The sequence below is a fragment of the Crocosphaera sp. genome (assembly GCF_030064895.1).
GTDB lineage: Bacteria > Cyanobacteriota > Cyanobacteriia > Cyanobacteriales > Microcystaceae > Crocosphaera.
Genome location: NZ_JASJEB010000065.1, coordinates 1 through 15,677 on the forward strand (window position 1 = coordinate 1; position 15,677 = coordinate 15,677).

A 15,677-nucleotide genomic window follows, 5' to 3' on the forward strand; every position below is an offset into this window, starting at 1 on the left:
ATCTGTTATATCTGACGGATAAGAACGTCTCTTCATAAAACTGTCATAAAAACTTATTCCATAGTTTTATAACCACAAATCTGTGCCGCCTAATTTCTTTATCTTTTCTTTACAAACAGTCTCTAATAGACGGGTGTGACAGGACTCGAACCTGTAACCGACAGCTTAGAAGGCTGTTGCTCTATCCATTGAGCTACACACCCATGACACGAACTCTATTTTAACTTGTTTTTACCCAATTGGCCTAAAACTCAAATTCATTTATACGTTGTTGTAACATTTGAGGAAATTTAGCGTAGTATCGTTTATTCAATGGGGAAGGATGTGGTAGGGGAAGTAGGGACACTTGACGCTGATGTTTCGTTCCCTGAAAATCAACCGCTTCCAGGGTTATGGGAAGTTGTGATTCGTAGCGATCGCCTCGTTGCCAAAATTCCTCAAGTCTCTTTTTTGGCCCGTAAGGGGCGAACCATTTAAACGCTTCTGTCCCCAAGGTAACAATTTGATTTCCGCCCCAATATATCACCAGTAATTGTGCCATAAAGGGACGAAATCGCTCTTTTACCTTGATAGTATAAGCTTTATTTCCAGGGGGTTTATAGGGTACGGTATTGGTGAGTAAAGCGCGATCGCAAATAGATTGTAAGTCTTCGGGAGAAGAGGGTTCTTGATGATAAATTCCCTTATAGAATCCCTTACGAACCATTTTACCTGCTGAACCGATTAAAGGTTGTCCTTGGGCAACTTCATCCTTTCCTAAATCTCGGCCAAAAAAGCAGATTTTACTTGCTAAATTTCCTGCATAAAGTATGGGTTGGGTTGGGGTTTTGCCGGCTCCTTCGTAAATAGGAAGATCAATGGGAAAGTCCTCTCTTTCTGCTTCTTGACGAATTTTTGCGACTAAAGTTTGAATCTCGTCCATCACTCCTCAAAACTGATAACTGATAAATGATAACTGAATTTATCCATCCAATTCCCCTTCTATAACCACAGAAAGAGCAGATTTAGCATTATCTCGGAATTCTTGAATATTGACTTTTCCTAATAACCAAATAGCCAAGATCATCCCGAACCCTTGAATAATAAACACTAAGCCATAGGCTAACACAGGAACAGTAAACACCATTTTGCCAAAATTGAGAACTACACCACCCAAAACTGTAGAAAGTCCTCTAGCGATCGCTTGAGCTAATCCCCAGGCACCGATAAAGGTTCCTGCGGTTTCTGCCACCGTTAAATCTAACATTAAACTGGTTGCTCCGGCTGTAATCATTCCTGATGCTAAACCAAAAAACAGTAATCCTGATTTTAGTAAACTTTGACTAGGGATGGCACCAGCTAAAACGATGAGGACAAAACAACCCACAGCGAGAATACAACCTAGTTTGGTGGTGCGTTGTTTTCCTAAACGGGGAACTACTAAAAAACCGGTTGAAGCGATACCGAAGAGGGTTCCTGTACCAAAAAAGGCGTTAAGTTGAGTAGTTTCTGAGATGCACATCCCGAATACTTCACCCCCGTAGGGTTCCATTACTGTGTCTTGCATGAATAAACTGAGGGTTAGAATCAAAATAAAGCTAAAAAAGAGTCCTGTTTGACGACTGGCCGTTAATACATTTAAAGCGTCTTTTAAACCGATTTGATCTTCCCGTTGTACTGTTTGCGATCGCATCCCAAACCGAGAATAACGAGATTCTACGCCCCAAGTTGCCAAGAAACACATTATTAAGACCACTACTGGCATAATGATAAACACAGGGTTAACTGTTGCTTTTAAGGTGGGAATATTGGCTATTTTTGTTGTTGCTGTGGGGTCGTAGGATAAAATTGCATCACCGCAAATTTCTGGGGTATTGAGTAATTGAGAACTGACGATCGCTCCTACAACAATACCCACCATTAACATAGACCAAACAATACCAATTAACTGCGATCTGTTATCTTCGTCGGATACATCCACTAACATAGCTGCAAAGGGTGTGGAACTTACACTTAAGGCTAAACCATAACCGCCAAAAATCACTCCTAATAAGATGGCCCAAGCATAACTACTCGAACTCCATCCTGTTGCTTGGATACTGCTTCCTAGTTGCCAAACGACTTGTAGCGCAATAAAAGCTAGAGAAGTGAAGAGAATAGCTCCTATCCAGACATATCCTGTGCGATGATAGCCTTTAATGGGTTTAGTGTCGGAGAGTTGTCCAAACCATACCCGCGCCGGACTGACAAACTGATACATGGCGATCGCTGTTGCTGCGATCCAGGGTAACACCGTTAGTTCATCGATCATGATGCGGTTGATCACCCCTAATGTTAACAGAGACATGATCCCTAGTCCCATTTGGAATAAACCTAAGCGAAACATGGTGAATAGCTTGATTTTCGGGAGGGGTTTATGGGGTTGAGGGTTCGCTGTTTCCGGAATATCGTTAATGGTCATTTTTGGCTTAATTTTTCAAGGGAATATTACAATTCACAAGTCACTAGATTATTTTAACTAATATTCGCGATCGCAACTAGATTCAAGGTTGAGGTAGTGCAAGTATTTTGCTTACTATTGATTACTATTTTGATAGCAAGTGAGCAAACTGAGTTCGATATAAGGAAATTTATAGACAACTAATCAAAATCAGAAGTTTCAAACACTAATTGTTTCATTAATAAAATTCCAACTCCGAACTCCTAACTCCTAACTCCGAACTCAGATGAGCAAGATGCTCACACTATTATTAAACTATTTTAACTGTATCAATCAACTATTTATCTCTGCGATAATAAGTCCAAGAAGCTAATCCTAATAAGGCAATAAAAACTATTCCAAAAAGATTTGATGATTCTGGGATTGACTCCGCAGAATCATTAGTAATAACCACAATATCATCTATTCCATAACCAGCACTATTACTAATATTTCCACTAAGAGTTGCACTTACAATATTTGCATTTTCCGAGGATACAAACCAATCTAAATCAATTCCTGAAGATCCCTGTGATCCTGTCCGTATTTGACTGTCAATTAGATTATTAGAAGCATCAAAAACAGACAAACTTAAAAAGTTATTAGATGTTACACCTGGTTCCAATAGATCAATTGTTGTCAAACCAAATCCCAATATCGGCTCTGAAAAAGAAAAAGTAATGGGCTTTACTTGATCAAAAAAGCTATTAACATCGCCTGTGAGAACAGTTGAAATAAAATGACTTCCAGATACATTAGCAGGATTGAAAGGAGCGTTAGATTGACCATTTGCTCCTACAAAAGCAAAAGCAATTGTTGAATTATCAAAATATGTTTTAGCGAATATATCACGGTTATTTCTAGTAGAAATATTTACCTCAACATCACCAATAGTCCGAGAGTTCACTACTGTTCCATTAACTCCAATATCTTCTAATGTATCAACAAAAGTCATGCTCTTTGCTAACTGATTATTATTCAATAATAATGTCAAAGATGCTGATAAAGATAGGGTTTTTACAAAATTAGAAACTAAGAAACTAATTGTATTTGTCATTGATAGAAATTTTAAAGAATGTATGTCTGCAATTTACAGATATTTGTCTTTCACTTCTGTCAATAGTTACACAGCAATATATAACACATTATACAGTTTTAATGATTTCTTTATATTGTTATTTTTCTTTATTTTAATAAGGATATTTACTCGCATTTTTATTAACTATTTTTTCTATAAATAAACTTAGATTAACTAATATTTATTTTGTTTAATACCATAGCATTATGGATTATAGTTAAGGATCTCAAATATACTTAGAGTTACTCAGAATTAAAGCAAGATTATATTCAGTTAATGTAAAATCATGATAACCATTAGAAAATACTCTAATTTTAGAAATACAAAGTGAATTAAAAAAGCTTTATATTGTAGATTTAATAAAAGTAGTTAACGTTTTGATCAAAATAATTATTCTCTAATCAAAGATATTGCTTGAAGAAAGATAAAAGTAGTTTTGATAGTTAATAGAAGGGAATTTAAGTCTAAAAAATTTCCTAAACCATTTACAACAGAAGATTTTTATTTTATAAATAAGTTACGATAATATATCTATTTTTTTACATTTTTTACTGCTAAATACTATCAGTTAAAAAATAGATATAAGACTTAAAACTTTTGTTATTATTTTCATAAACTGAGACTAAAGATATTAATATTCTAAACGAACTGTCTTAAGAAATATAAATAAGCTGTAATCCCTCTCCCTGCTCCCTTTGCTCCCTGCTCCCCCGCTCACTTCACAGTAACATTTATTTTTGTCCAGGTACTTATTCCCATCTAAAACGTTAGTATTATTGAGATAATTTATAGATGGGTACTTCTATCAACATTTTTTAAATTACTCCAAGTATCCTAAATTTTTAGTTTTTATGCTGAAAGCAATAAGGGAATAAAGAATACAAAAAATGTCTTAATTCTATTCCCTTGCTAGTTTTCTAACGACAGGTTTTAAAATTCATCGGTGTATTAGAGTTACATTTTTTATTAGCTTCTCTTTCAGCAATAATTGTGTCTAAATTAGGTCTTCCTGTTAGAGAAAGTCTGAACTTTGCCCAAATTCCATACACCCAATTAGCAATTTTTCCTACTACGGGAATTTTGGTTATAGCATAAATCCAACCCATTCCCAGAACTTCATAAACATAACGAAATGCTTCAATATCTGTCAAAATTGTTCCGTTGGATGAAATAGCGTGAATTCTTCCCATTGCTGTTTCATAATCAATCCCAGAATGGTCATCAGGATTATAATTATTATCAGCAATATCAACTAATTTTACTAGACCTCTTCCTGCATCTTTTTTCTGTAAAAATCGTACCTCTCTCATACATAAAGGACAATCTCCATCATAAAGTAACTTAACTTTCCAAGATGATTCTAGAACTTTTTGATTTTCTTTTTGTGTAGAATTTTTCATGATTTTTGCGTTTATAAAAGTGTTTAAAAAATTAATTTTGATTAGCGGATTTAAAACGACCAACTAAGAAATTTCTTTGACGAAGATGCTTAGTTTTTCGTCCTGAAACTCGTTTGCGCCACATTTTAAAACTTGAAGACTTCATCTCCCTTCGCATCAAAGCAATTACCTCTTTTTCTGAAAGACCATATTGTAATTCAATGGCAGCAAAAGGTGTTCTATCTTCCCAGGCCATTTCAATAACACGGTCAATAATTTCTGAGTCAAGTTCAGATATTTTACTCATAAATATAGCCTCCCGAATAGTTTATGAAAGTTTGCCAGTTGTTCGTTTAGAAAACAACAAAAATTTGCTACGAAAAGAATGAAACTGTTTTTCAATAATTTCTCGTTGGTTAATCAGATAAATGCTAACTAAAGTCAAACTTACCCCAACCCATTGCCAAGTTGTTAAAACTTCATTGAAAAATAAATTAGCAAAACTCAAAGCAAAAACAGGAGTTAAAAAAGTTAAAGAACTTAAACTGGTTAAATTTCCCTTTGAGGCTAAATAGAAAAAGATTCCATAAGCGATCGCACTTCCAAAAATAGTAGAATATCCTAAAGATAGCCAACCTTGTACATCAATTCCACTCCACTGATTTGACTCCCAAATTCCTGAAATAAAAAACAAAGGAATTCCCCCTAAGATCATGTGCCAACCAGTAGCAACAACAGGATCAGTATAACGACTAACATAACGAATACAAACCGTTCCGGCAGCCATAGAAAGAGAGGCTAATAACATTAGTAACTCTCCACTATTTAATAAGTCTAAACTATGCAAATTTATAGAAAAACTTTGAGCAAAAAATAAGCTATTAAACCACTCTTGTGGTAATCCAATTAAAGCAATACCAAAAACACCAAAAGCTAAACCAATACTACCCCAAAATCCGATAATTTCAGCAAATAACCAACGAGATAGTAATGCTACTGCTATGGGTTGTGAATCAATAATAACCGATCCTAAACCTGCCCCCGTTCTTGTTAAACCAGCAGCCAAAAATCCTTGGAACATTGCCCCATCTAACAGAGCAAAAATACTAATCCAGAACCAAGCCTTAATTCCCCGTGGTTGCTCTCGTTTTAACCACCATGCCACCAGTAACACGAGGATGCCCGCAGGAACTAAACGAATTCCAGCCATAAAAAATGGGGTAGTTTGTGTTAAAACCCCTTTCATGGCGACCATAGCCGTCCCCCAAAGGAAAAATGGAGCAACCAGCAATAACCAAGAATTGAGGGAACTAGACCGATTCTGAGTTAGGTTCATAAAAGAAATATATTTAATGAGTTGATTGATTATATCTTAACGAATTGTTTAGTTTTATTAAGGATGGTTTTATCCTGATGTCGCCATTCATCCCCATCTTCTCAAAAAGTTGGGGATGAATGGCGACCAGTAAATAAATTGACCGAAGGGAATCCATATAGAAAAAATAGTGGCAATTCTTGAGATTAGCCACTATAATAAAAAAAACTAATTGTTAACTAGATTCTTGATTCAAAGAATCCAATTAAAGATGATTTTAGCTTATAACTGCAAATTGAGGGTTAACTCGTCTCAAGAGATAATAATGACTAACTGGCTGTTAATGCTCAGAAGTCATTACAATTTCTGCTTGAGAGACAGGATTGAAGCGTATGAGCAAGTTAAATCTCCAAAACTAGGCAACTATTCTGACTTAAAAACAAAATCTACTTGTTGTCCCTTAACCTGTTCGATTTCTAATAAATCACAATTAGGAGAAGCATTCAAAAAATCAGGTAAAAAACGTAATGCCTATGAGATGCAGTCCTCTGAATTGCCCTTTTTAAAACAAGCTAGACCCTGGTACAAAAGCATTCATTCTACTGTGCTACAGCAGAATTTGAGACGACTTAAAACGGCTTTTGAAAACTTCTTTGATGGCAGAGGATATCCAAAGTTTAAAACTCGTCAAAGGTTTAAGAGTTTTAGCTATGCTCCCAATCAAGTTAAATTAGAGGGCAACAAAATTTATCTTCCTTCTATCGGTTGGATGAGATTTTTTAAGTCTCGAAATATTCCTGATGGATTTCAGTTAAAGACTGTAACAGTTCGTCAAAAAGCTGATGGTTGGTATATTTCCATTAGAATAGAAAGTAAAGATATTCCTCAGTCAAAGCCGAAAGACTTGGAACAGATCAAGACAGGGGTTGGTATAGATTTAGGTATTAAGAAATTAGTCGCTTTGAGCAATGGAGAGTTGATAGAAAATCCTCAATTTGAGAAGCGACTATCCAAAAGAAAAACTATCAGGCAGCGTAGAGCATCTCGTAAAAAGAGGGGTTCATCTAACCAGAAAAAAGCCTACGCTAAATTAGCCCGTCTTGACCAAAAAATAGTTAACCAAAGAGAGGATTATCAATGGAAAATCGCTCACCACCTTGTTCGTTTAGCTGATGTAATTGTCTTAGAAGATTTGAACATTCAAGGCATGATTAAAAAATGTCGTGCTAAACAAGATGAGAACGGCAAATTTCTGAAGAATGGTCAATCAGCAAAAAGAGCATTAAATCGGTTAATTAGAGACTGTTCCTGGGGAAATCTTACGGAAAAAATCGAGTCTGTAGCTGCGAAGTTTGGCTCTATTTGTTTAAAGGTTAACCCTAAGTTTACCTCGCAAAAATGTTCGCATTGCGGACACATTCAAAAAGAAAACCGCAATAAAGAGCGTTTTTTGTGTCTTAATTGCGGTTTTTTGGCTGATGCCGACGTTCAAGCTTCTGTTAATGTCGGCATTAAAGGACTTAAAACTCTTGGAATTAGTCAATCCAAGCTACTGAGGGTCCCTCAGAAAGTTACGCCCAAACCTGAATTGACAGGTTCTAAAAATAGCGATTCAGCGCGGTCTTGGGGGTTTCCCCCAGGAGCGACTGAATCAAGAAGGGAGATATCAGTCTCGTTGGAGGCTGAGCCTGGGAACCCTCAACAATTAAAATTGTTTGAGTGGGTGAATGGGGAAGCGATTTCCTGTTAGAATCCCCAACTTGAACGAAGTAAGTTGGGGTTCTTCAATATGGAGAAAAGTTAGTTCTCCACATTAAAGATAAGATTTTTTAATTTTGCGACTTCATGGCATGATTATCACGCTATTCCTAATACAATATCGAAGAACCTGAAGTAAATCTAGATTAGGACAAGGTAATCATGAAACGGCTGATTGTTTGCTGTGATGGGACTTGGCAAGATTTGGAAAGTTCCTATCCCAGTAATGTAGTTAAACTAACTCAAGGCATCAAACAGACTGCCGATGACGGAACAGAACAGATCGTTTTCTATGATGCAGGGATCGGCACCGAAACTCAAAAACTGTCAGGAGGTGCAGCCGGCGTTGGGATAGATCGCAATATCCAAGATGGTTATCGCTTTCTCTGTCTCAACTATGTCCCAGGAGACGAAATCTATATGTTTGGATTTAGTCGGGGGGCTTATACTGTTAGAAGTCTAGCCGGTATGATTCACTGTTCAGGGCTGGCAAACCGTCCTAATGTGACCGATGCAGCAGAAGCTTATGAACTCTATCGTAACCGAGACATTAATCCTGCGGATAACCAAGCGGTTGAATATCGAAAAATTCATGGCGATCGCGTTCCCATTACCCTAATCGGTTGTTTTGATACCGTAGGGTCTTTAGGAATCCCTGTTTTACCTCTGTTTAAAATGTTTAAACCCTGGTTAAGTCGCCGTTATGCTTTTTATGACACAACCTTAAACCGAGATGTCCAAAATGCTATACACGCTGTGGCGATCGATGAAATTAGAGAAGTATTCGATGTCACTCTCATGAGTACAAACATCCACGCCAAAAATCAACGACTACTACAAAAGTGGTTCCCGGGGAATCATGGTTGTGTTGGTGGCGGGACTGAAACTACCCGAGGACTCTCTGATGCGGCCTTAAAATGGATGATTGATTCCATTGGGGATCTCGGATTAGGCTTAGAGTTTAACGTTGATGCCATTCCCACAGGAATACAAACCAGTTGTCAATGTAGCTTCGATAATAATCCAGGATTCTTTAAACTGGCAGGAATTAAGCTGCGTGAGGTGGGAGATTCCCTAGATGATCTCCATGAGAGTACCATTAACCGAGTCAAAGATATTGGCGATTATCGACCAAAAAATATCGAAAAATTTATTGACAAGATTATTAAATAAGGATGTTTTCCTAGTCCTAATTTAATCAATCATCAATGAATAAAGCAACCGCAAAATCTGGAAAAAATTCATAGCAAAATTTTACAAAATTGAGCTATGAAAATGTTTTCAACACCAAATTTTCTTCTCAAAAGGAGTCACATTGAAAATGCTAAAAGGACTAAAAATAGCCTTACAAGCGGACACAGGAAAATGGTTTTCTCGGTGTAATAACTGTCAGCAAACGGTGGGCAACAATCCTGATACCATTACTGTTCATATTGACAGTCCCGTTGCCAATCATCCCTATGCCCACTTTGAAGTGGTTGATGTGGGTAACGGTAAAATTGCCCTCAAAGCAGATACCGGGAAGTATGTCGCCCGATGTAACGGTTGTATAGTGGGTGGGGCTTATCCCGACTTTGTTACTGTTCATGTAGATGATCCTTCTTTACCGTGGGCGCAGTTTACCCCTGAACGTTTAGAAAATGGCAAATATGCTTTAAAAGCAGACACAGGGAAGTATGTATCGCGATGTCGAGATTGCTCCCCTAGTTCCGCCTATGCTGATACTGTTACTATTCATATAGACGATCCCAAGAATGCTCCCTACGCCCAGTGGACTGTTAATTATATTCCCTTCTCCTATCTAGACACCTATGATAGTATTCCTGCTGAAAAGGTTGCTGACAAGGTTAATCTGGTTAATAAAGGGGTTTGGACCGATTGGACAGGCTTATTTAAAGAATTGAGGGCAAATCGTCCTATTTTTATCACTCCCAAATTTACCCTAGTTAGTTTATTTCCCGATGTTCAAGAAGTTTTGTCTCGCTCAGAATACTTTTCAGTGAGACTGTTTGCTCCAAAAATGGACCCCGTTTTTGGACCTTGTATGTTGGCAAGAGATAACTCAGAACATAACTGGCGAGATAAGTCTGTTCTGAGAACCATGTTGCAATTGGAAGATTTACCACGGGTTAGGCAAATGGCAGGGGAACTTGCTAAAGCAACCCTAAATCAATCAGCAGCAACTGGTAAAATTGAGGTTTTCAATGGTTTAGGAAAACTGGTAGCCATTAAACTTTGTGGAGATTATTTTGGGTTTCCAGGACCAGATTTAGATACCATGTATCGTTGGGCAAAAACAACCCAAGACGATATGTTTAGAAATTTGACCAATGACCCCAAAATCCACGAAAGTTCTGTGCAATCTGGCCATGAGATGCGTGCTTATTTGAAGAAACTTTTCAAACAAAAGAAAGGGGAAAAATCCACCAGTACTGCCCCCGCAGACGTTTTTGCACGGTTAGCAACGACAAAATTTGCTGATGATGTTTCTTTTAATAAAACCGAAGTCATTAACAACATGATTGTTTTGCTAGTTGGTAGCATTGAAACTACGGCTCAAATTATTACTCAGATACTTGAACAACTGCTGAACCGTCCTGAAATTTATCAAAAAGCCTTAGAGGCAGCGAAAGCGAATGATGACAAGACCTTTGATAAATATGTATGGGAGGCACTGCGTTTAAACCCCTTTACTGTCTTTTTAGTACGTTTTTGTGAAGCTGATTACACTCTAGCTGCCGGAACCCCCAGAGAGACGGTCATTCCCCGTGGCAGTGTTGTTTTAGCCAGTGCTGGTTCAGCTATGTTTGATGAAAACGTCGTCAAAAATCCTGAGCAGTTTTCTATTGACCGTCCTAACTATAACTATATGCACTTTGGTTATGGTAGTCATACTTGTTTAGGAGAACATATTGCAGGAGTTGTGGTTCCTGAAGTAGTCAAACAAATCATGTTACGACCAGGGTTAAGATTGTTGCCTGGTGAAGAAGGCAAAGTTCAATATCAAGGGTATATCCCCACCAGTTTTGTAGTTGCCTATGACGAGTAAAATTATCGTTTTTCCCATTTTAGTCTCTTCTTAAAGTTGACCTGAGTTTAAACTATTTAATCCATTCACAAGGAGTCACAATCATGTCAGATAAAATCAACAAAATTCTGGGTGAATTTAAACAAGTTCTTGGTATTAAAGTTGCCGATAGTGCCATCGGTGACAAGAAAGTTAAAAAGCGAGCTAAAAAAAGCATTGTTCAACGTCAGGAACCAAAATTTGATAAACCTCTTGATAAATTACGTAAAGTAACTGGAAAATTAGTCTTTACCGATACCAATAAATCCTTACACAACATGGTCATCGAATTATGGGACAGAGATATTGGTCGTCCAGGGGATTATTTAGGAACAGGAATAAGCGACAAAAATGGTAACTTTGAAATTTATTACGATCCTTCTCAAGCAGGGTTTTTCGACACCCCAGATTTAGAATTAAGATTACTGGACAGTAAAATTAGTTTTGATCAGGATAATGAACCAGTTCCTGCTTATCGTATTGCTTATATTATTAAAGGACCTGATAATGTCAAGCAAAAAGAATATGATTTTGGAACTTGTAGCGTCCCCTATTGGATTTATAAACCCGATAGTCATTTTGCTCGCCTCTTTTTCAGTGAGTTAGAAGGAACCCCCGATGATTATTCAGTGGGACGAACACTACAAGGTTACGATGCTGCCGGTGCTTTAGTTCCTATTAAAACCAAGCATGTCATTACTCATACCCTTAACCCCAATGAACTGACGTTATCAGAAATTCAAGCTGCTTATCCCCCTAATTTAACTATTAAATTAGACCAAGAAACCCCAGGTTACAGTCGTAGTGATGAATATTTTGTGTCACGGGTTCTTAATGGGATGAACCCCCGTTTGTTGAAGCGAAATAAAACCAATCCTAATCTCTTCAAAACAGAATTTAATTGGGATGACTACGAAAAAGATGATGACCACGATCTTAATAATGTGGAAGCCTTTTTTGAATTGCAAGGGAATAATTTAGTTCCCACTGCTATTAAAATTAAAAGTCGTTATCCTGATTCTATTGCGCCCCATTCTCCCTTAAAAGATGCGGTTACTTATACTCCCAATGATGGAGAAAAATGGGAGCAAGCGAAACGTATTTATCGTACCAATAGTTTCTTTGCAGCAGAAATGATTGAGCATTATATTAAAGCTCATTTACAAATGGAACAATATACCATTGCTGCTTTTCGTAACTTACGCAATAGTCCCATTCGTTTACTATTAACCCCTCATATTAAAAATTTGGTTAATATTAATCAACGAGCCGATGAAGTGTTAGTATCCCCCACAGTTGGTTTAGTCACTACCAATGGACCTTTAACCCCTGGTTCAGTGGTACAAATTTGTAAAGAAAGTATGGGAACCTTTGATTGGAAAGGTTGGAAACCCCGTCAACCTCTTTGTGAAGCCCATACTTTTGCAAAAATTGCTAATCTTTATTGGCAGGTATTAACAGACTATATTGATGAATTTTTTGAAGATTATCAAGAAGATATCCTCAAAGAATGGGTAGAAATTCATCGTTTTTCTGATGATATAGTTGAACATAGTGTTGCCTATGAACCCCATCAACCCTCTGACTCTGCCCCAGATCCTGATTATGATTGGTATGATAACAATGAGCTTGATAAGCCAGATATTCCCAGAACAACGGTTAATGGTACTGTAAAGGCAACACGAGCAATCACCACATCAGATGAACCCAACGAGACAGATATTCAAAACTTAAAAGAATTATGTCGTTATGTGATTTATCACATTACCTTATGGCATTCTTGGGTTAATGATTCTCAAGCAGATGAAGGAGGGGAAATTTTCTACAGTTCCTTAGCCCTCCGTAATGGTAGTTTTGGTAGTGAGGATGATCCTAATATTGCTCCCCCTATTTTAGAAGCTACCAATGTTGTCTATATGGTCAATGTTCTGACTGCTATTAAATATGGCTATATTCTCAAAAATGAGGATGACGATATACCCGAAGAATTCAGAACCACTTTGTCAAGTTACAAAGATCAGTTTGCTGATTTAAACTACGATATTGGTAACATCAGAGCCTTGATCAATATTTAAGTTTACAAGCGAATTTCTTTTAAATGTTTACGGGGTTCATAACTGCGACTATCACGAATTTTCTCATAATAGGTTCGTTCTGTTTCAGTAAGATTTTGAGGGGTATCAATGGTAATTTTAACCAGTTGATCCCCTCTCCCTTTTTTCTGGTTAACCCATCCTTTCCCTCGTAACCTTAAGGACTGGCCAGAACGAATTCCAGGGGGAACTTTAACCGTTACAATACCATCAGGTGTGGGTACGTCTATGGTAGTCCCTAATACCGCTTCATCAGGGGTTATAGGTACTTCACACACCAAGTTATTCTCTTCAAAGGTAAAAAAGTTATGGGGAGTCAGTTCCACATTCAGATACAAGTCTCCTCTATTTTGACTATAAGGACTACTTCCCCCTTTCCCTCGAATACGTATACGACTACCATTTTTTGCCCCTGCTGGAATTCGCACATCAATGATCTCATTACCTAAATTAATGCGTTTTTGAACCCCACGGAACGCCTCAGAAAAAGTCAGTTTTAAGCTTGCTTCTCGGTTCGGGGCAGGGGTTTGATTACCATAACCACCACTATATCCACCATAACCTGTTCCTGGACTACCATAACCATAACTTCCGGTTCTCTGTCCACCTGGGGTAGAAAACTTTCCTAATAATTCATTGATAAATTCTTCAAAGTTACCATACTGACTAAAATCAAAGTTCCCCATATCTACGTTAGCACCGGCACCGGGCCAAGTGCTTTGACCTGCTTGTTTCCAATATTGGCCAAACTGGTCATATTTCTTGCGTTTTTCGGAATCAGATAACACTTCATACGCTTCGCTGATCTCTTTGAAACGTTCTTCAGCTTGTTTGTCATCAGGGTTTCTGTCAGGATGATATTTAACCGCTAATTTGCGGAAGGCTTTTTTGATCTCATCTGCGCTGGCATTTTTATTGATGCCTAAGGTAGCATAGTAATCTTTGTAGTCCATATCTCCTGTGGGATTATCCTAAAAAAAATTTTCCCTTATATCAATGATAATCTCTATCGTAGCAATTTTCATTTACATAGATTAAACATGAAAATTGTTTGACTTCCCATAGTTCATAAAAATATAGTCACATAAGACATATCCTTATTTTGCCGGTATTACCCTGACTGGGTGAACTACAACGCCCTCTATCCCATCGCCAAAAGCATTTGGGACTGCTTTTCTCATAATGTTCAACGAACCGTTGACATCGGCATTGATTAATTTTCTTTTGCCAGTGCGATACAAACCTCTATTTACTCTTTTCCCAGAAAAAGTTACTTGATTTTTTTGACCTTTCTGATAAACAGGGAGCGGGTCATTATCCAGAAATGAAGCTTTAGATGTATAAGATTCTTCGGTAATAATTACCTTTATTCCCACCATCTCTGCTTTATAACATAACATTTCTATGAGCTTATTATAGGGAATAGATACAAAATTTTGGTTATTTCTTTTCCCTAAGTTAATCTTCTGTTTCCAGTCAGTATTGTGACCAATAATCAGAGTTCCTATTTTTTGATGAATGAGAGTATCAATAATCAAACGAGATGCTTTGTGGAGATAATCATTGATCTTGAATTCTCTTTTATTACAAAGTTTTTTTAGTTTCTGGCTTGATTTATTTTCTTTCAAAAGAGATTGTAAGTCGCTTTTAACTTTGTTATAGTATTGATTGATGGATTTTAACGGTCTGCCATTTATCAAGAGCGGTTTAATCCCGGCTTGATTGAAAGTTAATGTAGCTAAATTGTTTAAACCTATATCAATACTAGCGTAACTATTTTCCTCTAACTCGTATTGTTTTTTATCTGCTTCATAAATGACCTCAATTACATAATGGTTAAGTCTAGGAACAAGACGAACTTGTTTGATTTTTGAAGTTTCTACCTTGGTTTTCAGGTAAATTGCAGTCTGACTGGGATGAATGATCCCTTGTTTAAGTTGTTTTTTGCTGATAGCTTGCCCTGTATAAACCACCACATTTCTACCCTTGACTTTGTGTTTATATCCAGGGATACGAGGACGGCCTTTAAATTTTGATGGTGTTTCTTTGTAAGCTAAATTAGACTCCTTGAAACTTATCCAGTTTCTGTGAAGTATCATCAAAGTTTGTTGAGATACTTTAGCTGGCATAGCTTTATAGTCTAATTGAGATTGCAGGGTTTTCTGAATGTCATGATAGTTACGATAAGTGTTTTCAAATATAAAAGACTGACGAACTAAATAATTAGCATAGTTATAGAGATTTTTAGACAAGAAACATAGTCGGTCAATCTCAGGATAAAACCGATGATTTTTTTTAATAATATGTCTCTCAACTAATCTCATAAGTTAAAGAGTAAAAATGTTGTTTAATTACCAAGCACACAAGTGATTGATTAATTTAGGAGAAAGAGGGAGTCCCCTGGATTTCAGAGTAGGTTTCATTGTACCATTAAAGGTACCAGCAGAGTCATTAATTTTTGTCAAGGAGGCTGTAGTTAAGTACAAAATAACTGAACATATTTATCCTGATTTGACTATATATGACTAT

General features: G+C 37.0%; 12 protein-coding genes and 1 tRNA gene. 4 read left to right on the forward strand and 9 right to left on the reverse strand.

Annotated elements, in window-relative coordinates:
* Positions 1-130 precede the first annotated feature (130 nt).
* The 7 genes from QNJ66_RS15305 to QNJ66_RS15335 all read right to left on the reverse strand — a co-directional run bounded on the left by QNJ66_RS15305 (position 131) and on the right by QNJ66_RS15335 (position 6,251).
* Positions 131-203 (reverse strand) — tRNA-Arg (locus tag QNJ66_RS15305).
* A gap of 41 nt (positions 204-244) precedes the next feature.
* Positions 245-922: a uracil-DNA glycosylase family protein gene (locus QNJ66_RS15310; protein ID WP_300508391.1), complete on the reverse strand. Its 678-nt coding sequence runs from the start codon at positions 920-922 to the stop codon at positions 245-247.
* Between the two features lie 39 nt (positions 923-961).
* Positions 962-2,440: a BCD family MFS transporter gene (locus QNJ66_RS15315; protein WP_300508393.1), complete on the reverse strand. Its 1,479-nt coding sequence runs from the start codon at positions 2,438-2,440 to the stop codon at positions 962-964.
* A gap of 316 nt (positions 2,441-2,756) precedes the next feature.
* Positions 2,757-3,515, reverse strand: a complete 759-nt coding sequence (locus QNJ66_RS15320; protein ID WP_300508394.1) for a hypothetical protein — start codon at positions 3,513-3,515, stop codon at positions 2,757-2,759.
* 938 nt (positions 3,516-4,453) lie between these two features.
* Positions 4,454-4,936: a thiol-disulfide oxidoreductase DCC family protein gene (locus QNJ66_RS15325; protein WP_300508396.1), complete on the reverse strand. Its 483-nt coding sequence runs from the start codon at positions 4,934-4,936 to the stop codon at positions 4,454-4,456.
* Positions 4,937-4,967: 31 nt separating this feature from the next.
* Positions 4,968-5,222, reverse strand: coding sequence for a TIGR03643 family protein (locus QNJ66_RS15330; RefSeq protein ID WP_300508398.1), 255 nt, complete (start codon positions 5,220-5,222; stop codon positions 4,968-4,970).
* Positions 5,223-5,243: 21 nt separating this feature from the next.
* Entirely contained in the window at positions 5,244-6,251 is a 1,008-nt protein-coding gene (locus QNJ66_RS15335; RefSeq protein WP_300508400.1) for a DMT family transporter, read from the reverse strand.
* Between the two features lie 250 nt (positions 6,252-6,501).
* On the opposite strand from QNJ66_RS15335, the gene QNJ66_RS15340 reads away from it, so the two are divergent.
* The 4 genes from QNJ66_RS15340 to QNJ66_RS15355 all read left to right on the forward strand — a co-directional run bounded on the left by QNJ66_RS15340 (position 6,502) and on the right by QNJ66_RS15355 (position 13,130).
* Complete coding sequence (locus QNJ66_RS15340) at positions 6,502-7,980, forward strand: transposase (protein WP_300508402.1); 1,479 nt, start codon at positions 6,502-6,504, stop codon at positions 7,978-7,980.
* A 170-nt stretch (positions 7,981-8,150) separates the two neighbouring features.
* Positions 8,151-9,161: a DUF2235 domain-containing protein gene (locus QNJ66_RS15345; RefSeq protein ID WP_300508404.1), complete on the forward strand. Its 1,011-nt coding sequence runs from the start codon at positions 8,151-8,153 to the stop codon at positions 9,159-9,161.
* Positions 9,162-9,309: 148 nt separating this feature from the next.
* A complete protein-coding gene (locus tag QNJ66_RS15350; protein ID WP_300508406.1) occupies positions 9,310-11,037 on the forward strand; it encodes a cytochrome P450 in 1,728 nt (575 codons plus the stop codon).
* Between the two features lie 83 nt (positions 11,038-11,120).
* Positions 11,121-13,130 (forward strand): lipoxygenase family protein, encoded by a 2,010-nt coding sequence (locus tag QNJ66_RS15355; RefSeq protein ID WP_300508407.1) that lies wholly within the window; start codon positions 11,121-11,123, stop codon positions 13,128-13,130.
* Positions 13,131-13,132: 2 nt separating this feature from the next.
* Here QNJ66_RS15355 and QNJ66_RS15360 read toward each other — a convergent pair whose 3' ends face one another.
* Both QNJ66_RS15360 and QNJ66_RS15365 read right to left on the reverse strand, forming a co-directional pair.
* On the reverse strand, positions 13,133-14,101 hold the full coding sequence (locus tag QNJ66_RS15360; protein ID WP_300508409.1) for a DnaJ C-terminal domain-containing protein: 969 nt from the start codon (positions 14,099-14,101) through the stop codon (positions 13,133-13,135).
* Between the two features lie 144 nt (positions 14,102-14,245).
* Positions 14,246-15,472 carry a transposase gene (locus QNJ66_RS15365; RefSeq protein ID WP_300508410.1) on the reverse strand — a complete coding sequence of 409 codons (1,227 nt, stop codon included), beginning with the start codon at positions 15,470-15,472 and terminating at the stop codon, positions 14,246-14,248.
* Between the last annotated feature and the right edge of the window lie 205 nt (positions 15,473-15,677).